Annotated in this window: 18 protein-coding genes; 4 read left to right on the top strand and 14 right to left on the bottom strand. The window is 60.2% G+C overall.

The genetic code is table 11. The features are described 5' to 3' along the window. Positions 1-92 precede the first annotated feature (92 nt). From aceA to C4K27_RS19810, 9 genes are all read right to left on the bottom strand, one after another. Positions 93-1,418, bottom strand: coding sequence for an isocitrate lyase (gene aceA, locus C4K27_RS19850; RefSeq protein WP_007929188.1), 1,326 nt, complete (start codon positions 1,416-1,418; stop codon positions 93-95). Positions 1,419-1,930: 512 nt separating this feature from the next. After that, positions 1,931-2,686 (bottom strand): secretin N-terminal domain-containing protein, encoded by a 756-nt coding sequence (locus C4K27_RS19845; RefSeq protein WP_053261844.1) that lies wholly within the window; start codon positions 2,684-2,686, stop codon positions 1,931-1,933. A 196-nt stretch (positions 2,687-2,882) separates the two neighbouring features. Further along, entirely contained in the window at positions 2,883-3,308 is a 426-nt protein-coding gene (locus C4K27_RS19840; protein ID WP_007929190.1) for a GNAT family N-acetyltransferase, read from the bottom strand. Then, positions 3,301-4,467 carry a ribosomal protein uL16 3-hydroxylase gene (locus C4K27_RS19835; RefSeq protein WP_053261843.1) on the bottom strand — a complete coding sequence of 389 codons (1,167 nt, stop codon included), beginning with the start codon at positions 4,465-4,467 and terminating at the stop codon, positions 3,301-3,303. The genes C4K27_RS19840 and C4K27_RS19835 overlap by 8 nt, the downstream gene beginning before the upstream one ends. 82 nt (positions 4,468-4,549) lie before the next feature. Further along, positions 4,550-5,920: an adenylosuccinate lyase gene (purB, locus tag C4K27_RS19830; RefSeq protein WP_007929192.1), complete on the bottom strand. Its 1,371-nt coding sequence runs from the start codon at positions 5,918-5,920 to the stop codon at positions 4,550-4,552. A 126-nt stretch (positions 5,921-6,046) separates the two neighbouring features. Further along, on the bottom strand, positions 6,047-6,670 hold the full coding sequence (hflD, locus tag C4K27_RS19825; RefSeq protein WP_007929193.1) for a high frequency lysogenization protein HflD: 624 nt from the start codon (positions 6,668-6,670) through the stop codon (positions 6,047-6,049). Next, positions 6,667-7,791 (bottom strand): tRNA 2-thiouridine(34) synthase MnmA, encoded by a 1,125-nt coding sequence (gene mnmA, locus C4K27_RS19820; protein WP_009044586.1) that lies wholly within the window; start codon positions 7,789-7,791, stop codon positions 6,667-6,669. The genes hflD and mnmA overlap by 4 nt, the downstream gene beginning before the upstream one ends. 71 nt (positions 7,792-7,862) lie before the next feature. Beyond that, positions 7,863-8,309, bottom strand: a complete 447-nt coding sequence (locus tag C4K27_RS19815; protein WP_053261842.1) for an NUDIX hydrolase — start codon at positions 8,307-8,309, stop codon at positions 7,863-7,865. A gap of 117 nt (positions 8,310-8,426) precedes the next feature. Then, entirely contained in the window at positions 8,427-10,652 is a 2,226-nt protein-coding gene (locus C4K27_RS19810) for an NADP-dependent isocitrate dehydrogenase (RefSeq protein WP_053261841.1), read from the bottom strand. 505 nt (positions 10,653-11,157) lie between these two features. Between C4K27_RS19810 and icd the strand changes: the two genes are divergently transcribed. After that, the gene (gene icd / locus C4K27_RS19800) at positions 11,158-12,414 is read left to right on the top strand and encodes an NADP-dependent isocitrate dehydrogenase (protein WP_053261840.1); all 1,257 of its coding nucleotides are present in this window, start codon (positions 11,158-11,160) and stop codon (positions 12,412-12,414) included. Between the two features lie 90 nt (positions 12,415-12,504). Here icd and cspD read toward each other — a convergent pair whose 3' ends face one another. After that, positions 12,505-12,762 carry a cold shock domain-containing protein CspD gene (gene cspD / locus C4K27_RS19795; RefSeq protein WP_009044583.1) on the bottom strand — a complete coding sequence of 86 codons (258 nt, stop codon included), beginning with the start codon at positions 12,760-12,762 and terminating at the stop codon, positions 12,505-12,507. 226 nt (positions 12,763-12,988) lie between these two features. Between cspD and clpS the strand changes: the two genes are divergently transcribed. Both clpS and clpA read left to right on the top strand, forming a co-directional pair. Further along, a complete protein-coding gene (gene clpS, locus C4K27_RS19790; protein ID WP_009044582.1) occupies positions 12,989-13,351 on the top strand; it encodes an ATP-dependent Clp protease adapter ClpS in 363 nt (120 codons plus the stop codon). A gap of 29 nt (positions 13,352-13,380) precedes the next feature. Next, the gene (gene clpA, locus C4K27_RS19785; RefSeq protein WP_007929214.1) at positions 13,381-15,651 is read left to right on the top strand and encodes an ATP-dependent Clp protease ATP-binding subunit ClpA; all 2,271 of its coding nucleotides are present in this window, start codon (positions 13,381-13,383) and stop codon (positions 15,649-15,651) included. 122 nt (positions 15,652-15,773) lie between these two features. On the opposite strand, the gene infA is transcribed toward clpA, so the two are convergent. The 4 genes from infA to trxB form a co-directional block, all read right to left on the bottom strand. Further along, positions 15,774-15,992: a translation initiation factor IF-1 gene (gene infA / locus C4K27_RS19780; protein ID WP_002553999.1), complete on the bottom strand. Its 219-nt coding sequence runs from the start codon at positions 15,990-15,992 to the stop codon at positions 15,774-15,776. A gap of 100 nt (positions 15,993-16,092) precedes the next feature. Further along, positions 16,093-16,800, bottom strand: a complete 708-nt coding sequence (locus C4K27_RS19775) for an arginyltransferase (RefSeq protein WP_007929216.1) — start codon at positions 16,798-16,800, stop codon at positions 16,093-16,095. 57 nt (positions 16,801-16,857) lie between these two features. Continuing rightward, positions 16,858-17,538, bottom strand: a complete 681-nt coding sequence (gene aat, locus C4K27_RS19770; RefSeq protein WP_053261839.1) for a leucyl/phenylalanyl-tRNA--protein transferase — start codon at positions 17,536-17,538, stop codon at positions 16,858-16,860. A 71-nt stretch (positions 17,539-17,609) separates the two neighbouring features. Continuing rightward, positions 17,610-18,560, bottom strand: coding sequence for a thioredoxin-disulfide reductase (gene trxB, locus C4K27_RS19765; protein ID WP_053261838.1), 951 nt, complete (start codon positions 18,558-18,560; stop codon positions 17,610-17,612). A 317-nt stretch (positions 18,561-18,877) separates the two neighbouring features. Between trxB and ftsK the strand changes: the two genes are divergently transcribed. Then, entirely contained in the window at positions 18,878-21,286 is a 2,409-nt protein-coding gene (gene ftsK, locus C4K27_RS19760; RefSeq protein WP_009044578.1) for a DNA translocase FtsK, read from the top strand. The last annotated feature ends 43 nt before the right edge of the window (positions 21,287-21,329 follow it).

Here is a 21,329-nt window from a genome sequence, read left to right as displayed (position 1 = left end):
AAACGCCCCGAACCAGTCGGGGCGTCAGATGTGCAGCACTGCAGTTAGCTTTTACCGGGTCTGCAATGGCCGTTTTTCAGCGCGAAGTCGAATCAGTGGAATTGTTCTTCTTCGGTGGAGCCGGTCAGTGCGGTTACCGAAGACGAGCCGCCCTGGATCACGGTGGTCATGTCGTCGAAGTAGCCGGTGCCCACTTCCTGCTGGTGAGCCACGAAGGTGTAACCCTTGGCGGCGTCAGCGAATTCCTGCTCCTGCAGCTTCACGTAGGCGGTCATGTCGTTGCGGGCGTAGTCGTGCGCCAGGTTGAACATGCTGTGCCACATGTTGTGAATGCCGGCCAGGGTGATGAACTGGTGCTTGTAGCCCATGGCGGACAGTTCGCGCTGGAACTTGGCGATGGTCGCGTCGTCCAGGTTCTTCTTCCAGTTGAAGGAAGGCGAGCAGTTGTACGACAGGATCTGGTCCGGGTATTCCTTCTTGATCGCTTCGGCGAAGCGACGGGCTTCGTCCAGGTCCGGCTTGGCGGTTTCGCACCAGATCAGGTCGGCATACGGCGCGTAGGCCAGGCCGCGAGCGATGGCCTGGTCGAGGCCGGCGCGCACTTTATAGAAGCCTTCCTGGGTGCGGGTGCCGGTCACGAACGGCTGGTCGTACGGGTCGCAGTCGGAGGTCAGCAGGTCGGCGGCGTTAGCGTCGGTGCGGGCCAGGATGATGGTCGGTACGCCGGCAACGTCGGCCGCCAGACGGGCAGCGGTCAGCTTCTGCACGGCTTCCTGGGTCGGAACCAGTACCTTGCCGCCCATGTGGCCGCATTTCTTCACGGAAGCCAGTTGGTCTTCGAAGTGAACGCCAGCGGCGCCTGCTTCGATCATGCTCTTCATCAGCTCGTAGGCGTTCAGCACGCCGCCGAAACCGGCTTCGGCGTCAGCCACGATCGGTGCGAAGTAGTCGATGTAGCCTTCGTCGCCCGGGTTCTTGCCGGATTTCCACTGGATCTGGTCGGCGCGACGGAACGAGTTGTTGATGCGCTTGACCACGGTTGGCACGGAGTCCACCGGGTACAGCGACTGGTCCGGGTACATCGATTCGGCGGAGTTGTTGTCCGCGGCAACCTGCCAGCCCGACAGGTAGATCGCCTGGATGCCGGCTTTGACTTGCTGCACTGCCTGGCCGCCGGTCAGGGCGCCCATGCAGTTGACGAAATCTTTCTCAGGACGGAAGGACGGTTTGGCACCCTGGGTCACCAGGTTCCAGAGCTTCTCGGCGCCCATGCGTGCCAGGGTGTGCTCAGGTTGAACCGAGCCACGCAGACGGACAACGTCGGCAGCGGAATAAGTGCGAGTCACGCCTTTCCAGCGCGGGTTTTCAGCCCAGTCTTTTTCAAGGGCTGCAATTTGCTGTTCGCGTGTCAGTGCCATGGAGATAAACCTCGTCGCGTCTTGTGTGAAAAGTCGTTCTTGGGCGGAAAATTCCGACTCGCCAGATACGCAGGGTCAAAGGGTGCGTAGTTGGCTGCTCGCTGACCAGAAGCTTAGGCGGTCAAGTCGGGTATGGCGCGATGGCGACGGTTGAACGATGGGCTCAAGGGGGAAGTGAGCAGGTGAGGGCCAGCTGTCGGGCGCATTCGGGCGTCGTGGGCCTTCATACGAACCATCAGTGTGTTGCCGATCTACCTAGTTAGCTTCCGTCCCTCGGGACAACCTCGTTCCAGTCGCAATCTCGTCAAACACACCTTGTGGGCGGTACAGACACGAATCGGCTCAGGTGGGTAGGTTAGAGCGGCGATCCGAAGGCCCTTGCCAGGGCCCCTGATTAGCGGGAGCGAGGCCATCATGCCTTCGGTTTTTTGCCTCGTCAAACGTTTTGTAGTGCTTTTTTTATACCACTACATCTTTGGTCTAATACGACTAATCAGTCAGTTTCCGGTGCTTTAGTCCAAGGCGTCGACTTTCACTCGCAAGGTCATGTCATCCCGGCCCTGAGTCGAGTAGCTGCGGGTTGTAGCCTGTTTGTCGGCCTGGTTCTGGCGATTGACGCCGGCCAGGGTGATCCACTCGCCAAGACGACCGCTGACAGTTGTGTCGGTACTTTGCACATTCACTACATCGGGACGTTCCTGGCTCATGCGGTCACGGTTGGTACTGATGCTCAGGTGGACGGTTTCGCCGGTGACGCTGGCCGTGACGTAGAAACCCTGGGTGACGTTGCGATACTGGGTCTGGTTCTGCAGGCGGCCGTAAGGATCGGTCTGGGTGGTGGTCAGCGGCACGCTCTGGCCGACCTGGATCAGGGCCGGTATGCCTTCGCTGGCCTGGATCTGCTGGATGCCGCCATCGCGGCTGACGGTGCTGCGGCTGATGATGCGGGTTTGCGGCGCGCCGTTGAGCGAATAAGCCTGGTTGTTCTGGGTGTTGTTTTCGTTGGTGTCGACCGTGATCAGCAGGCGTTTGGCGGCGGTATCCAGTTGCGCGATGAAGGCGCGCAGTTCCTCGATCTTCTCAGGTTCCGCATTGACGATCAGCTGGTTGCCGTAGGCGCTGACCCGGCCTTCCTTGCCGAGGAAGTTCTGTGCGACGGGCAGCAGGTCGGCGCTGGTGCGGTTGTTCAGGGGCACGATCTCGGTCGCGGCTGTGACTGAAAAGCTTGCAGTCAGCAGCAGCGTCGTGAGTAGGGTGCGTAGGGACATGTCCGTTATCTCCGCTAGGGGTGGAAGCCTTGAGTTTGACAGTTTGTCGGCCCGCGGTGGGGCAAGTTGAATCGCCGATGGCAAAACGCCCCGGCCTCCAAGGAGCCAGCTTAGCTTGCTGGATCCGGGGAGGCTGGGGCGTTTTGTGATGCCTGGCAGGACATCGTCAGCAGGTTCGCTGCTGTGCGGGGCTTGCTCAGGCGTTGCCGCGAACCATGTCGACGTGAGGAATGCCCGCTTCCAGGAATTCCTCGCTGACGATGCTGAAACCCAGGCGCTCATAGAAGGCGGTAGCCTGGACCTGGGCGCTGAGCATCAGCTGCTTGAGGCCGCGCTTCTCGGCTTCGCCGATCACTGCCTGCATCAGCGCATCGCCGACCTTCAGGCCGCGCCAGTCCTTGAGCACCGATACCCGGCCGATCTGCCCATCGGGCAGCAGGCGTGCGGTGCCGATCGGAAAGTCGCCTTCGAGCGCGAGGAAATGCACCGCGCTGTCGTCGTCGGCGTCCCACTCCAGCTCAGGGGGGACGGATTGCTCGATGATGAACACCGCTTCACGAATGCGCCGGATCTCGGCGTTATCCTTTTGCCAGTCTGCGACACGTACGCGAATCTTATTCATCGGCAAATCCCAGGCTTCCTTGCTTGACCAGTTCGCACAGCAGGCTGCGTCCATCCTCGTCCGCCAGCCATGGGCCGAGGTTGTCGAGGTGCAGCGCGTCGGCGGCGCAAATCATCTTCAGCAGTTCGCGCAGCTTGCCCGGCAGGTAGCGGCTCTGGCCGCTGGCGAACAGCAGCAGGTCGTCGTCGACTTCGGACCAGGCCAGGCGCGCGCTCGGGTTGCGGATCAGGATGGCGCCCTGTTCGAGGCTGCCGAGCAGGTCTTCTTCTTCCAGCTCGGGGCCGACCACCAGTTCCGGGTAGCGCGGCTCGGTCATGAACTGGCCGAACCAGGTCAGCAGCATGCGCTCGTCGCTCATGTGCTCGGCCAGCAGGCCCTTGAGGCGATCGAGGGCGTCGTGCTGGATCTGGTGCGGATCGCTGACAGGTTGCACGTCGGCGTCGGTATAGCGCTCTTCATCCGGCAGGTACTGGCTGAGGAAGTCGGTGAAGTGGGTCAGCACTTCGGCGGCGCTCGGCGCGCGGAAGCCCACCGAGTAGGTCATGCAGTCGTTCACCGCTACGCCGTAGTGGGCCAGGCGCGGTGGCAGGTAAAGCATGTCGCCGGGTTCCAGGATCCAGCTTTCGGTTTCTTCGAACTCGGCGAGGATGCGCAGGTCCGCGTGCTGCAGCAGCGGGCTTTCGGCGTCGCACATCTGGCCGATCTTCCAGTTGCGCTTGCCGTGGCCTTGCAGCAGGAACACGTCGTAGTTATCGAAGTGCGGGCCGACGTTACCGCCGGGAGCGGCGAAGCTGATCATCACATCGTCGATACGCCAGCTCGGCAAGAAACGGAAATGCTCCAGCAATTCGGCGACTTCCGGCACGAACTGGTCGACGGCCTGGACCAGCAGGGTCCAGTCGCGCTCTGGCAGCTTGCTGAATTCGTCTTCGGCGAACGGGCCGCGGCGCAGTTCCCAGGGGCGTTCGCCGTGCTCGATGACCAGGCGCGATTCGACCTCTTCTTCCAGCGCCAGGCCGGCCAGTTCGTCGGCGTCGATCGGGCTTTCGAAGTCGGGCAGGGCCTGACGGATCAGCAGGGGCTTTTTCTGCCAGTAGTCACGCAGGAATTCCCGTGCGCTGATGCCGCCCAGAAGTTGAAGAGGAATATCAGGATTCATGTGTAACCTATTGAAAAAATGCACTTTTCATACGGGAATAAAAACGCCCGGCGCTGCCGGGCGTCAAAGGTCTTGCCATCGATCAGATGCGTTTGGCTTGCGCCGCGGCATTGCCGATGTAGCTGGCCGGGGTGAGCTTTTTCAGCTCGGCCTTGGCCGCTTCGGGCATTTCCAACGCGTCGATGAAGGTCTGCAGTGCTTCAGGGCTGATGCCCTTGCCGCGCGTCAGTTCCTTGAGTTTTTCGTACGGATTTTCGATGTTGTAGCGGCGCATCACGGTCTGGATCGGCTCGGCCAGGACTTCCCAGCAGGCGTCCAGGTCTTCGGCGATTTTCTGGGCGTTGAGCTCCAGCTTGCTGATGCCTTTGAGGCTGGCTTCGTAAGCGATCACGCTGTGGGCGAAACCGACGCCCAGGTTACGCAGGACGGTGGAGTCGGTCAGGTCGCGCTGCCAGCGGGAGATCGGCAGTTTGCTCGCCAGGTGCTGGAACAGCGCGTTGGCGATACCCAGGTTGCCTTCGGAGTTTTCGAAGTCGATCGGGTTGACCTTGTGCGGCATGGTCGAGGAACCGATTTCGCCGGCGATGGTGCGCTGCTTGAAGTAGCCCAGGGAGATGTAACCCCAGATATCGCGATCGAAGTCGATCAGGATGGTGTTGAAGCGCGCGATGGCGTCGAACAACTCGGCGATGTAGTCGTGCGGCTCGATCTGCGTGGTGTACGGGTTGAAGCTCAGGCCCAGCTCGTCTTCGATGAAGGCGCGGGCGTTGGCTTCCCAGTCGATTTCCGGGTAGGCCGACAGGTGTGCGTTGTAGTTGCCCACGGCACCGTTGATCTTGCCCAGCAGTGGCACGGCGGCGACCTGGGCGATCTGGCGCTCCAGGCGGTACACCACGTTCGCCAGTTCTTTGCCCAGGGTGGTCGGCGAGGCCGGCTGGCCGTGGGTACGTGACAGCATCGGCACGTCGGCGAAGCGCAGTGCCAGTTCGCGGATAGCCCCGGCGGTCTGGCGCATCAGCGGCAGCATCACTTCGTCGCGGCCTTCGCGCAGCATCAGGGCGTGGGACAGGTTGTTGATGTCCTCGCTGGTGCAGGCGAAGTGGATGAATTCGCTGACGTTGGCCAGTTCAGGCAGCTTGGCGGCCTGTTCCTTGAGCAGATACTCGATGGCCTTGACGTCGTGGTTGGTGGTGCGTTCGATCTCTTTGACACGCTCGGCGTGCTCCAGAGAGAAGTTTTCCGCCAGGGTGTTCAGCACGGCGTTGGCTTCGGCGGAGAACGCCGGCACTTCGCTGATGGCGGAATGGGCGGCCAGGCGCTGGAGCCAGCGCACCTCGACCAGGACGCGAGCACGGATCAGGCCGTATTCGCTGAAAATGGGGCGCAGGGCCTGGGTTTTGCCGGCGTAGCGGCCGTCAACAGGGGAAACCGCAGTGAGCGAAGAGAGCTGCATGGGGTGTTCTCGGACAGTCGGGCAACGAAATGGGGCGCGTATCATACATGAAAATATCCGCCGGTCCGTTGCCAACTGACCAGCGTCTTACGCGTTACTGACTACAAAAGGTCTTGCGGGCGCAGTTCAGCTGCTGCGCATCAGCGGATAAAGCTCTTTGAGCAGTTTGCGGCGGCTGATCACCAGCTGCCAGCGATGGCCGCCCAGTTGGCGCCACAGCCGCGCCGAACGAATGCCGGCCAGCAGCAGGGCGCGGATCTTCGAGGCATTGCTCGGTTGCTGCAGGTTGCGCATGTCGCCATGCACCTGGATCCGCTGGCGCAAGGTGCTCAGGGTGTCCTGATACAGCGAACCGCAAGCGGCAACCACGTTTTCGTGGGCCGGGCCGAAATGTTCGACCTGGGACTGAATCTGCGGCAGGCGCTTGCCGATGATTTCCAGCAGGTCGTCGCGCTTGGCCAGCTGGCGTTCCAGGCCGAGCATCGACAGGGCGTAGCGCAATGGTTCGCGCTGCAGGGTGCTGGGGTCGCGTTCCAGGGCGCCGATCAGGGCGCGATAACCTTCACGCAGGTTGATGTCGTCGCCACCGTAGACTTCCAAGGTGTCTTTCGGGTCGCGGATCAGCAGGCTGCCAAGCATGCAACTCAAGGCTGCTTCGGTGACCTGGCCGGTCTTGGCGATCTTGTCCACCAGCACGGCGGCGAGAAACACGCCGCCCAATGCCGTCAGTTGCTCCTGGGTCGGGCTCATGCCTTGCTGCTCCAGGGCTCTGCGACTTCGATCACGCCGCCGCCCAGACAGATTTCGCCGTCATAGAAGACTACGGATTGGCCGGGGGTGACCGCGCGTTGCGGGTCATCGAAGGTGGCACGGTAGCCGCTGGCGGTCTTTTCCAGAGTGCAAGGCTGGTCGCTCTGGCGGTAGCGCACTTTCGCGGTGAGGCGGCGCGGCTGGCTCAGGTCGATCGGGTTGACCCAATAGATGTCGGAGGCGAGCAGGGCGCGGGAGAACAGCCACGGGTGGTCGTTGCCCTGGCCAACGATCAGCTCGTTGTGTTCCAGGTCCTTGATCAGCACGTACCACGGCTCATCGCCGGCGTCCTTGAGGCCACCGATGCCCAGGCCCTGGCGCTGGCCGATGGTGTGGTACATCAGGCCGTGGTGGCGGCCGATCACTTCACCTTCGGTGGTCTTGATCTCGCCGGGCTGGGCCGGCAGGTATTGCTTGAGGAAGTCGCTGAAGCGTCGTTCACCGATAAAGCAGATACCGGTGGAGTCCTTCTTCTTGGCGGTGGCCAGGTCGTGTTTCTCGGCGATCGCGCGGACTTCGGGCTTTTCCAGCTCGCCGACCGGGAACAGGGTCTTGGCGATCTGTTCGCCGCCGACGGCGTGCAGGAAGTAACTCTGATCCTTGTTCGGATCCAGGCCCTTGAGCAGTTCGGTGCGCCCGTCGATGTCGCGGCGGCGCACATAGTGGCCGGTGGCGATCAGGTCGGCGCCGAGCATCATGGCGTAGTCGAGGAACGCCTTGAACTTGATTTCACGGTTGCACAGGATGTCCGGGTTTGGCGTGCGGCCGGCCTTGTATTCGGCCAGGAAGTGCTCGAACACATTGTCCCAGTACTCGGCGGCGAAGTTGGCGGTGTGCAGCTTGATGCCGATCTTGTCGCACACGGCCTGGGCGTCCGCGAGGTCGTCCATGGCGGTGCAGTACTCGGTTCCGTCGTCTTCCTCCCAGTTCTTCATGAACAGGCCTTCCACCTGGTAACCCTGCTCCATCAGCAGGAGGGCGGAAACGGAAGAGTCCACGCCGCCGGACATGCCGACGATGACGCGCTTCTTTTGGGTGTCAGAAGGGGCTGGATCACGCATAGGAATTCAACGGGTGTCTTGAAAAAGGACGCGATTCTAACAGGCTGAGGCCTGCAAGGCTAAAACTGCGGTTAAAGCGACGGACGGATCAGTTCGAGGCTGTGCAGTTGCCCGGCCAGATAGTCGTCGACACAGCGGATAATCAGCTCGCTGCGCCATTGCGGGCGCAAGGCCAGCAGTTCATCGCGGCTCAGCCAGCGCGGGCCGATGATGCCGTCGTCCAATTGATAGTCAGGGTGGTGCCTGAGCGGTTTGCCGGCAAAGCAGACGCGTTGGTAGGTCACGCCATTGCTGGGGGCGGTGTACAGGTAGATGCCGACCACGCCGGTCAGCTCGATGTCCCAGCCGGTTTCTTCCAGGGTTTCGCGAATGGCCGCCTGGAGCAGGCTTTCGTCCGGGTCCAGATGCCCGGCGGGCTGGTTGAACACCGCCTGCTCGCCCTGGAACTCCTCGACGAACAGGAAGCGCCCCTGATCCTCAACGATGGTGGCGACGGTGATGTGGGGTTGCCATTCCATATATAAAGCTCCGTCTTGAGTGGGTGGACATCATAAGGCGAACGCCAGTCCTACAGGTGTTGTCCAAAAAGCACAAACCCCGGCACCTGGCCGGGGTTTGTATGACAGCGGTGTTGCTTAAACCAGCGCAGCAATAGCCGCGTTGAGGGTGGCGCTTGGGCGCATGGCCTTGCTCACCAGCTCAGGGTTGGCGCTGTAGTAGCCACCGATGTCCACTGGCTTGCCTTGAACGCCGTTGAGTTCGGCGACGATGGTCGCCTCGTTCTCGGTCAGGGTCTTGGCCAGGGGGCTGAACTGCGCTTGCAGGGCGGTATCTTCAGTCTGGGCGGCCAGGGCCTGGGCCCAGTACAGCGCCAGGTAGAAGTGGCTGCCGCGGTTGTCGATGTTGCCGACTTTGCGCGATGGCGACTTGTTGTTGTCCAGGAACTGACCGGTTGCCTGGTCGAGGGTCTTGGCCAGTACCAGTGCTTTCGGGTTGTTGTAAGTGTTGCCCAGGTGCTCCAGGGAAGCGGCCAGGGCCAGGAACTCACCCAGGGAATCCCAGCGCAGGAAGTTCTCTTCCAGCAGCTGTTGTACATGCTTCGGAGCCGAACCGCCGGCGCCGGTTTCGAACAGGCCGCCACCGTTCATCAGCGGCACGATCGACAGCATCTTGGCGCTGGTGCCCAGTTCCATGATCGGGAACAGGTCGGTCAGGTAGTCGCGCAGCACGTTGCCGGTGACGGAGATGGTGTCCTTGCCTTCGCGGGTGCGGGCCAGGGTGAACTTCATGGCATCGACTGGCGACATCACGCGGATGTCCAGGCCGGCGGTGTCGTGATCCTTCAGGTAAGCCTGGACCTTCTCGATCATCACGCCGTCGTGGGCGCGCATCGGGTCCAGCCAGAAAATCGCTGGCGTGCTGCTGGCGCGGGCGCGGTTGACGGCCAGTTTGACCCAATCCTGGATCGGCGCGTCCTTGGTCTGGCACATGCGGAAGATGTCGCCGGCTTCGACGGCCTGTTCCAGCAGCAGGTTGCCCTTGCTGTCGGTAACGCGAACGACGCCGTCAGCCTTGATCTGGAAGGTCTTGTCGTGGGAGCCGTACTCTTCGGCTTTCTTCGCCATCAGGCCAACGTTCGGCACGCTGCCCATGGTGGTCGGGTCGAAGGCGCCGTTGGCCTTGCAGTCTTCGATCACGGCCTGGTAGATGGTGGCGTAGCAGCGATCCGGGATCAGTGCCTTGGTGTCGTGCAACTGGCCGTCGGTGCCCCACATCTTGCCGGAGTCACGGATCATGGCTGGCATCGAGGCGTCGACGATCACGTCGCTCGGCACGTGCAGGTTGGTGATGCCTTTGTCGGAGTTGACCATGGCCAGGGCAGGGCGCACGGCGTAGACGGCCTGGATGTCGGCTTCGATCTGCGCTTGCTGCTCCGCGGGCAGGGCCTTGATGCGGGCGTACAGGTCGCCGATGCCGTTGTTCAGGTTGAAGCCGATCTGGCTCAGCACATCAGCGTGCTTGCTCAGGGCGTCCTGATAGAACTCGGCAACGATCTGGCCGAACATGATCGGGTCGGAAACCTTCATCATGGTGGCTTTCAGGTGCACCGACAGCAGTACGCCTTGCTTCTTGGCGTCTTCGATCTCGGCGGCAACGAAAGCCCGCAGGGCCTTTTTGCTCATGACTGCGCAATCGAGGATCTCGCCGGCTTGTACGGCGGTTTTTTCCTTCAGGACGGTAGCGCTACCGTCTTGAGCGATCAGCTCGATCTTCACGGTGTCCTGGGCGTCGATCAGGGCGGCTTTTTCGCTGCCGTAGAAATCGCCCTGGCTCATGTGAGCAACGTGGGACTTGGAGTCTTTGGCCCAGGCGCCCATTTTGTGCGGGTGCTTGCGCGCGTAGTTCTTGACCGACAGCGGAGCGCGGCGGTCGGAGTTGCCTTCACGCAGGACCGGGTTCACGGCGCTGCCCTTGACCTTGTCGTAGCGCGCCTTGGTGTCTTTGTCGGCGTCGCTGGTCACGGTTTCCGGGTAGTCCGGCAGGGCGTAGCCCTTGGCTTGCAGTTCTTTGATCGCGGCTTGAAGCTGCGGTGCCGAAGCACTGATGTTCGGCAGCTTGATGATGTTGGCTTCAGGCGTTACGGCCAGGTCGCCCAGCTCGGCCAGGTGGTCCGGTACGGCTTTGTCGCCCAGCAGCTCCGGGAAGCTGGCAAGAATACGCCCTGCGAGAGAGATGTCGCGGGTTTCCACGGCAATATCAGCGGAAGCGGTGAAGGCTTCGACGATAGGGAGCAGCGAGTAGGTGGCGAGGGCGGGGGCTTCGTCGGTGAAGGTATAGATGATCTTCGAGCGGGTGGGCATATTCGGATTAACTCTCTTCTTTGCTAAAGCGTGCGCAGAAACTCGAGGGGGCGCCGGGTAAGCGCGTTCGTTCAAAGTCATCCGTGAACCGAATGTCGAGGTTTCTTCGCGGTGATGTTGGGTGCATCAGTCGAGCGTCAAGCGGGTGGGCTGCGGTAACAACCCGGCTTTGGGCGGAAAGTCTCGGCTCCTTTTTTCCAGTAGCAGAGCGCTCAGCCGTCGTGACTCTGTGGTCAGCGGCGGCATTATACATAGGTAGCTGGCAAAACGCCGACGGTTCATATGCAACCGATCTCGTCCATTGGTCTAAAGGTCGCAGGCGGGGTGGCGGCGTAGAGTCCTCCACCGTGCTCAAGTTTGGCGCTTTTCCCTTTGCTTTCAGGCTTGTAGGCCACGAACTGCGCAGCCTTCACGGTAGATGAGCGGAACATGAGGTTCCCGTCCAGATTCAACTGGGGTACGCTCGAACGCAGCCAGATGTTCAATCCACACAACGGAGTTCAGCATGGGATACAAGAAGATTCAGGTTCCAGCAGTCGGCGACAAAATCACCGTCAACGCAGACCATTCTCTCAATGTTCCTAACAACCCGATTATCCCTTTCATCGAAGGCGATGGTATTGGCGTTGATATCAGCCCGGTCATGATCAAGGTTGTCGATGCTGCTGTTAAGAAGGCCTACGGCGGCGAGCGCAAAATCTCCTGGATGGAAGTCTATGCCGGCGAGAAAGCAACTCAAGTGTACGACCAGGACACCTGGCTCCCTCAGGAAACCCTGGACGCAGTCAAGGATTACGTGGTTTCCATCAAGGGCCCGCTGACCACTCCGGTAGGTGGTGGTATCCGTTCCCTGAACGTGGCCCTGCGTCAACAGCTTGACCTGTATGTGTGCCTGCGCCCAGTGCGCTGGTTCGAAGGCGTGCCGAGCCCGGTGAAGAAGCCTGGCGATGTCGACATGACCATTTTCCGTGAGAACTCGGAAGACATTTACGCCGGTATCGAATGGAAGGCCGGCTCCGCCGAAGCCACCAAGGTCATCAAGTTCCTCAAAGAAGAAATGGGCGTCACCAAGATCCGTTTCGACGAAAACTGCGGTATCGGCGTCAAGCCGGTTTCCCTGCAGGGCACCAAGCGTCTGGCGCGCAAAGCGCTGCAATATGTGGTCGACAACGACCGCGATTCGCTGACCATCGTGCATAAAGGCAACATCATGAAGTTCACCGAAGGTGCCTTCAAAGAGTGGGCCTATGAAGTGGCGGCGCAAGAGTTCGGAGCGACGCTGCTCGATGGCGGCCCGTGGATGCAGTTCAAGAACCCGAAAACCGGCAAGAACGTGATCGTCAAGGACGCCATCGCCGATGCGATGCTCCAGCAGATCCTGCTGCGTCCGGCCGAATATGACGTGATCGCGACCCTCAACCTGAATGGTGACTACCTGTCCGACGCTCTGGCGGCTGAAGTGGGCGGGATCGGCATCGCTCCGGGCGCCAACCTGTCCGACACCGTGGCCATGTTCGAGGCGACCCACGGTACGGCGCCGAAGTACGCGGGCAAGGACCAGGTGAACCCGGGTTCGCTGATCCTGTCCGCGGAAATGATGCTGCGTCACATGGGCTGGACTGAAGCGGCCGACCTGATCATCAAGGGCACCAACGGCGCCATTGGTGCCAAGACCGTGACCTATGACTTCGAGCGCCTGATGGAAGGCGCCACGCTGTTGTCGTCTTCGGCGTTCGGCGATGCGCTGATTTCTCACATGTAAATTGACACGCTCCAAATGAAACGGCCGGCTCAATCGATTGAGTCGGCCGTTTTTTTATGACTGTTTTTTATGACTGGATGCTGAAGATTTTCAGCTCAGGGCCGTTTCCTGGTAGGAGGGGGCTGCGGCGGGGGTGTTCTGGGTCTTGATGGATTGGATTTTCACGGCGTGCAGGCCCTTGGGTCCTTGAGTGATCTCAAAGCTCACGGCCTGGCCGGCTTTCAAGGTTTTGTAGCCTTCCATCTCGATGGCCGAGTAGTGGGCGAAAAGGTCGTCGCTTTTACCCTCCTCATTAATGAAGCCATAACCCTTGGCGTTGTTGAACCACTTGACCTTGCCGCTTGCCATGCTCATATCCCTCTGCAACAGACTCCATCACTGGAGTATCATCCAGTTCATCCGTACCGGAATCCGAAAATATAGGATTGACGGTACGGACCTTTATTACCCAATGTGGGCTCTATTGGTTGTAACACCGTTTTGCCGATAGTCAAGGTGACCCGGCGGTCGGAGTTGAAATCCCCCTGGAGTGCCCCCACCACTGTATTTGCTCAACTAACGAACCTTTCTTTCCATGCATGCAATCAGCCAGATTCGACTAACATTCAATCAGGATCGCCCGGATTTCCAAGACGACGATTCCGCTGGCTTGGCTGTACAGGAAGCTAAGCCGACGTTGCAGGCTCCGCCGATGTACAAGGTGGTTTTGTTCAATGATGACTACACACCGATGGATTTCGTCGTCGAAGTGCTCGAGGTGTTTTTTAACCTGAATCGCGAGCTGGCGACCAAGGTAATGCTGGCCGTTCATACAGAAGGACGGGCAGTATGTGGATTGTTTACCCGCGACATCGCCGAGACCAAGGCCATGCAGGTCAACCAGTACGCCAGGGAAAGCCAGCATCCGCTACTCTGTGAAATCGAGAAGGACGGTTAACGCCGACCACTTGGGTATGAGGTGAAGCTATGTTAAACCGCGAGCTCGAAGTCACCCTCAATCTCGCCTTCAAAGAGGCTCGTTCGAAGCGTCATGAGTTCATGACCGTCGAGCACCTCTTGTTGGCTCTTTTGGATAATGAGGCCGCCGCCACCGTTTTGCGTGCCTGCGGAGCAAACCTCGACAAACTCAAGCACGACCTGCAGGAGTTCATCGACTCCACCACGCCGCTGATTCCTGTGCACGACGAGGATCGCGAAACCCAGCCAACCCTGGGCTTCCAGCGTGTGCTGCAACGTGCTGTCTTTCATGTGCAGAGCTCGGGCAAGCGCGAAGTGACCGGCGCCAATGTGCTGGTTGCGATCTTCAGTGAGCAAGAGAGTCAGGCGGTGTTCCTGCTGAAACAGCAGAGCGTTGCCCGCATCGATGTCGTCAACTACATCGCCCATGGCATCTCCAAAGTGCCGGGGCATGGCGATCATTCCGAAGGTGAGCAGGATATGCAGGACGATGAAGGCGGTGAGTCTTCCTCTTCAGGTAATCCGCTGGATGCTTATGCCAGCAATCTCAATGAGCTGGCGCGCCAGGGGCGTATCGACCCGTTGGTCGGGCGTGAGCAGGAAGTCGAGCGTGTGGCGCAGATTCTTGCGCGCCGGCGCAAGAACAATCCGCTGCTGGTGGGCGAGGCCGGAGTCGGTAAAACGGCCATCGCCGAAGGTCTGGCCAAGCGCATCGTCGACAGTCAGGTGCCTGACCTGTTGGCCAGTAGCGTGGTGTACTCCCTGGATCTCGGCGCGTTGCTGGCGGGTACCAAATACCGCGGTGATTTCGAGAAGCGCTTCAAGGCGTTGCTGGGCGAGTTGAAGAAACGTCCGCAGGCGATCCTGTTCATCGACGAGATTCACACCATCATTGGCGCCGGTGCGGCGTCCGGTGGGGTGATGGATGCCTCGAACCTGCTCAAGCCGCTGCTTTCTTCGGGTGACATCCGTTGCATCGGTTCGACCACCTTCCAGGAATTCCGTGGGATTTTCGAGAAGGACCGGGCCTTGGCTCGCCGTTTCCAGAAGGTCGATGTATCCGAGCCTTCGGTAGAGGACACCATCGGTATCCTGCGCGGCCTCAAGGGGCGTTTCGAGCTGCACCACAGCATCGAATACAGCGATGAGGCATTGCGCGCCGCCGCCGAACTGGCGTCGCGTTATATCAATGACCGGCATATGCCCGACAAGGCGATCGACGTGATCGACGAGGCGGGCGCCTATCAGCGTCTGCAGCCTGTCGACAAGCGCGTAAAACGCATAGAGGTCGCTCAGGTCGAGGATATCGTGGCGAAAATCGCGCGGATTCCACCGAAACACGTCACCAGTTCCGACAAGGAGCTGCTGCGTAACCTCGAGCGCGACCTGAAGTTGACGGTGTTCGGCCAGGATGCGGCGATCGACTCGCTGTCGACCGCGATCAAACTGTCCCGTGCCGGCCTGAAATCGCCAGACAAGCCCGTCGGTTCGTTCCTGTTCGCCGGGCCTACCGGTGTCGGTAAGACCGAAGCTGCGCGGCAGTTGGCCAAGGCGCTGGGTATCGAACTGGTGCGTTTCGACATGTCCGAGTACATGGAGCGTCACACCGTATCGCGCCTGATCGGTGCGCCTCCAGGTTATGTCGGTTTCGACCAGGGCGGTTTGCTGACCGAAGCGATTACCAAGCAGCCTCACTGCGTATTGCTGCTCGATGAAATCGAAAAGGCCCACCCGGAAGTCTTCAACCTGCTGCTGCAGGTGATGGACCACGGTACCTTGACCGATAACAACGGGCGTAAGGCGGATTTCCGCAACGTGATCGTGATCATGACCACCAACGCAGGTGCCGAGACCGCGGCGCGGGCTTCCATCGGGTTCACTCATCAGGATCACTCTTCCGATGCCATGGAAGTGATCAAGAAGAGCTTCACGCCGGAATTCCGTAACCGTCTGGACACCATTATCCAATTTGGTCGCCTCAGTCATGAGGTTATCAAGAGCGTGGTGGACAAGTTCCTTACCGAACTGCAGGCGCAGCTGGAGGACAAGCGCGTTCAGTTGGAAGTCACCGATGCGGCCCGCAGCTGGCTGGCGGCTGGTGGTTACGATGTGACCATGGGCGCTCGCCCGATGGCGCGCCTGATCCAGGACAAGATCAAGCGTCCGCTGGCGGAGGAGATACTCTTTGGCGAACTGGCCGAACATGGCGGTGTGGTACACATCGACATCAAGGATGGCGAGCTGACCTTCGAGTTCGAGACCACCGCAGAAATGGCCTGACCGGCCGCAATAAAAAAAGGCGCCGCAAGGCGCCTTTTTTATATCTGTTCTGTAGGCAGGCAGAGTAAATCGCAGGCAAACAAAAACGCCCGGCATGGGCCGGGCGTCTTGTATTGACTTGCTTAGCGAGCGCGGTAAGTGATGCGCCCTTTGCTCAAGTCATAGGGCGTCAGTTCGACGCGCACTTTGTCACCGGTAAGAATACGAATGTAGTTCTTGCGCATCTTGCCGGAGATATGCGCGGTTACGACGTGCCCATTTTCCAACTCCACACGAAACATGGTGTTGGGCAGGGTGTCGACGACAGTGCCTTCCATTTCGAAGCTGTCTTCTTTCGACATGCAGTAAAGCCCTCGGTGTCCAATGAATGGCCCGGTGCAACTGCGCCAGGCAAAAGCGGCGTGCATTGTGCCCGAAAAGTGGGGTTCAAGCCAAGGGCTTCTAGTTCAGGATGACCCATCTCTGGTTAATCAGCAGCTCAATGGGCCGATATTGGGTCTTGTAGTTCATCTTTTTGCAGTTCTTGATCCAGTATCCGAGGTAGACCGCGTCCAGGCCCAGGCGCAAGGCTTCGCCGATCTGCCACAGAATGGCGTAGCGGCCGAGGCTGCGGCGCTCTTCATCGGGTTCGTAGAAGGTGTAGACCGCGGAAAGGCCATTGGGCAGCAGATCGGTGACGGCCACGGCGAGCAGGCGCCCATCGAGGCGGAACTCGTAGAACCTGGAGAAGGGCAGGTCGCGAACCAGAAAGGTCGAGAACTGATCGCGGCTGGGTGGGTACATGTCGCCATCGGCGTGGCGTTGCTCGATATAACGCTGATAAAGGTCGAAATACTCTTCGCTGAACCCCGGTTTGACAGGCTGGACTTTCAGGTCGGCATTGCGTTTGAGAATACGTTTTTGCTGACGATTGGGTACAAACTGCGCGGCAGGAATGCGTGCCGGAACACAGGCATTGCAGTTTTGGCAATGCGGCCGGTACAGGTGGTCGCCACTGCGGCGAAAGCCCATTTCCGACAGATCTGCGTAGACATGCACATCCATGGGCTGACTAGGATCGAGGAACAGCGTGGTCGCCTGTTCTTCGGGCAGGTAGCTGCAAGAGTGGGGCTGAGTGGCATAAAACTTCAAACGCGCCAACTCGGTCATGAATCAACCCTCGGGATTAGCTTTGAATTAAGTGTAAGCCACACCGGCAAAACCCGCCTAGGAAACCCATATGGCGCGGCTGGGCTGGTCCAGATGGCGCCGCAGATAGCCGGCGAACTCCTGGCGGGGGATGGCGCGGGCGCCCAGGCTGTGCAAGTGGTCGGTGGGCATCTGGCAGTCGATCAGGGCGAAGCCCCATGCCCGTAAATGTTGGACCAGCGTGACGAAGCCGAATTTCGACGCATTGTCGGCCCGACTGAACATCGATTCGCCGAAAAACAGCTGGCCCATTGCTAGCCCATACAGCCCGCCCACCAGCAAACCCTGATCCCAGACTTCGACCGAATGGGCATAACCGCGCTTGTGCAGTTCAAGGTAGGCATCCTGCATCGATTCGGTGATCCAGGTGCCGTCGGCATAAGGGCGTGGCGCCGCGCAGGCGCTGATGACCGCGGCAAAATCCTGATCGAAGGTGACCTGGTAGCGTTGCTGGCGCAGCAGCTTGCCCAGGCTGCGGGATACATGCAGTTCGTCTGGAAATAACACTGTGCGTGGGTCGGGTGACCACCAGAGGATGGGCTGGCCTTCGGAAAACCAGGGAAAGCATCCGTGGCGATAGGCCTGGATCAGCCGGTCGGCCGACAGGTCGCCGCCGGCGGCCAACAGGCCGTTGGGATCGCGCAGGGCCTTTTCCAGTGGGGGAAAGTCGAAGGTGTTGCGTTGTAACCAGGTCAGCATGGCATTCAGACTTGCGGAAGGGGAGGGCGGTGGCGGGCCTGCAAGGCCCGCCGCAAGCGTAGGTCGGGAGGTTAGTTGTCGTCGAGGAATTTCTCTGCATCCAGAGCCGCCATGCAGCCCGCGCCCGCGGAAGTGACGGCCTGGCGGTACACATGGTCGGCCACATCGCCCGCGGCGAACACGCCCGGGATGCCGGTGGCCGTGGCGTCGCCTTCGCTGCCACCCTTGACCAGCAGATAGCCATCGCGCATTTCCAACTGGCCCTTGAACAGATCCGTATTGGGCTTGTGACCGATGGCGATGAATACGCCGGCCAGTGCGAGTTCCTGGGTTTCTCCGGTCAGGCTGTCACGCAGTCGGGCGCCGGTGACGCCGCTGGCATCGCCCAGCACCTCATCGAGATTCTGGTTCCAGTGCAGGCGGATATTGCCCTTGGCGGCTTTGTCGAACAGCTTGTCCTGGAGGATTTTCTCCGCGCGCAGCTTGTCGCGCCGGTGCACCAGGTGAACCTCTTTGGCGATGTTGGAGAGGTACAGGGCTTCCTCCACGGCGGTGTTGCCGCCACCGATTACGGCAACTACTTGATTGCGATAGAAAAAGCCGTCACAGGTAGCGCAGGCGGATACACCCTTGCCGGCGAAGGCTTCTTCGGAGGGCAGGCCCAGGTACTGAGCCGATGCACCCGTGGCGATGATCAGTGCGTCGCAGCTGTAGGTGCCGCTGTCGCCCTTGAGGATAAAGGGTTGCTGCTGCAACTCCGCGGTATGGATGTGGTCGTAGACGATCTCGGTGTCAAAGCGTTCAGCGTGTTTTTGCATGCGCTCCATCAGCACCGGGCCGGTCAGGCCTTCGACATCGCCAGGCCAATTGTCGACCTCGACGGTGGTGGTCAGTTGACCGCCCGCTTGCAGGCCGGTGATGACGGTCGGTTTGAGGTTGGCGCGGGCGGCATAAACGGCAGCGCTGTAACCGGCAGGGCCGGAGCCCAGAATGATCAGGCGTGAATGCTTCGCTTCGGTCATAAAAACACCTCATAAGCCTTTGTCACAAAAGAGAATGCATGCTCAAATTGAATACTGCGTAAAGTGTTCCTGACTTATGCTACACCCAGTACTGAGCAGCGTGGCACGGCGCTTACAAACCCGTACAATGCGGGTTTGTATCCTTATATGGAATACATCGGCATTGCACGCGGCAGCTCTTACAGTTTCGCAATGCGTGGGCAGAATGTTAAAAGTAGCCCCAGTTACGCTCGTCAACTTTTTTACCTGCCTGGATTGGGCAGTATTTTTAGTCGATCAACAGTTGGACGCGCCCATGGCGCAGGAAAAGACGCGTTTTGAAGAAATCCACCGCAGCACCTAAAACAGTAGTCCCACTCTGGCGCCAGCAATTGCACTACCGGCTCAAGGAAGGTGCGTTGATCGCCATTGGGGCCTTGTGCCTGTTCCTGATGATGGCATTGCTGACATATGGCAAGGACGATCCGGGCTGGAGTCATAACAGCAAGATCGAAGATGTACAGAACTTCGGTGGTCCTGCTGGCTCTTACAGCGCCGATATCCTGTTTATGGTGTTGGGTTACTTCGCCTATATCTTCCCGTTGTTATTGGCGATCAAGACTTATCAGATCTTCCGTCAGCGCCATGAGCCGTGGCAGTGGAGCGGCTGGCTGTTTTCCTGGCGTTTGATCGGCCTGGTGTTCCTGGTGCTGTCCGGTGCCGCGTTGGCGCATATCCATTTCCACGCGGCGACTGGCCTGCCGGCTGGCGCGGGCGGGGCGCTGGGTGAAAGCCTGGGCGACCTGGCCAAGAACGCGCTGAATATCCAGGGCAGTACCCTGATGTTTATCGCGCTGTTCCTGTTCGGCCTGACCGTTTTTACCGATCTTTCCTGGTTCAAGGTCATGGATGTGACCGGCAAGATCACCCTCGACCTGTTCGAACTGTTCCAGGGCGCCGCCAACCGCTGGTGGGCAGCCCGGACCGAGCGTAAGCAACTGGTCGCCCAGTTGCGGGAAGTGGATGCCCGGGTCGATGAAGTGGTCGCTCCGACCGTGACCGACAAGCGTGAGCAGGCCAAGGTCAAGGAGCGCCTGATCGAGCGCGAGCAGGCCCTGAGCAAGCACATGTCCGACCGTGAGAAACAGGTCCCGCCGGTGATTGCCCCGGCCCCGGTCAAAGCGCCCGAGCCAAGCAAACGCGTGCAGAAAGAGAAACAGGTCCCGCTGTTCATCGACAGCGCGGTTGAAGGCACCTTGCCGCCTATCTCTATTCTCGATCCGGCGGAAAAGAAACAACTCAACTACTCCCCCGAGTCGCTGGCCGCTGTCGGCCATCTGCTGGAAATCAAGCTCAAGGAGTTCGGGGTCGAGGTGTCGGTGGACTCCATCCATCCGGGCCCGGTGATTACCCGTTACGAAATCCAGCCGGCCGCCGGTGTGAAAGTCAGCCGTATCGCCAACCTGGCCAAGGACCTGGCGCGTTCGTTGGCGGTGACCAGCGTGCGGGTAGTGGAAGTGATTCCCGGCAAGACCACCGTGGGTATCGAGATTCCCAACGAAGACCGGCAGATCGTGCGCTTCTCCGAAGTGCTGTCGACCCCGGAATACGACAACTTCAAATCCCCGGTCACTCTGGCCCTGGGCCACGATATCGGCGGCAAGCCGATCATCACCGACCTGGCCAAGATGCCTCACCTGCTGGTGGCCGGTACCACCGGTTCCGGTAAGTCGGTGGGTGTGAACGCGATGATCCTGTCGATCCTGTTCAAGTCCGGCCCGGAAGACGCCAAGCTGATCATGATCGACCCGAAAATGCTCGAGCTGTCGATCTACGAAGGCATCCCGCACCTGCTGTGCCCGGTGGTGACCGACATGAAGGACGCCGCCAACGCCCTGCGCTGGAGCGTGGCCGAGATGGAGCGGCGCTACAAGCTGATGGCGAAGATGGGCGTGCGTAACCTGTCGGGCTTCAACGCCAAGGTTAAAGAGGCGATCGAAGCCGGTACGCCGCTGACCGACCCACTGTACAACCGCGAAAGCATTCACGACGAAGCGCCGCTGCTGACCAAGCTGCCGACCATCGTCGTGGTGGTCGATGAATTCGCCGACATGATGATGATCGTCGGCAAGAAGGTCGAAGAACTGATCGCGCGGATCGCCCAGAAAGCCCGTGCCGCGGGGATCCACCTGATCCTGGCGACCCAGCGTCCGTCGGTGGACGTGATCACCGGCCTGATCAAGGCCAACATCCCGACCCGCATGGCGTTCCAGGTATCGAGCAAGATCGACTCGCGGACCATCATCGACCAGGGCGGCGCCGAACAGCTGCTGGGTCACGGTGACATGCTCTATATGCCGCCGGGCACCAGCCTGCCGATCCGTGTCCATGGCGCCTTCGTCTCCGACGATGAGGTGCACCGTGTGGTGGAGGCCTGGAAACTGCGTGGCGCGCCGGAGTACAACGACGACATCCTCAACGGTGTCGAAGAAGCCGGTAGCGGCTTCGACGGCGGCAGCGGCGGTGGTGACGGTGACGACGCCGAGACCGACGCGCTGTACGACGAAGCGGTGCAGTTCGTCCTCGAGAGCCGCCGGGCATCGATCTCCGCGGTTCAGCGCAAGCTCAAGATCGGCTACAACCGTGCGGCCCGCATGATCGAAGCCATGGAAATGGCCGGTGTGGTGACCGCCATGAACACCAACGGCTCGCGCGAAGTGATAGCGCCGGGTCCGATGCGCGACTAATGACCCGACACGGGCGGCGCGCCCCAGCGCCGCCGGTTTTTTC

Origin of the sequence: Pseudomonas chlororaphis subsp. chlororaphis, assembly GCF_003945765.1 — a bacterium.
Taxonomy (GTDB): Bacteria; Pseudomonadota; Gammaproteobacteria; order Pseudomonadales; family Pseudomonadaceae; genus Aquipseudomonas; species Aquipseudomonas chlororaphis.
Note: the sequence above shows the minus strand (reverse complement) of the source record. Positions and strands in the feature narration are given on the sequence as shown.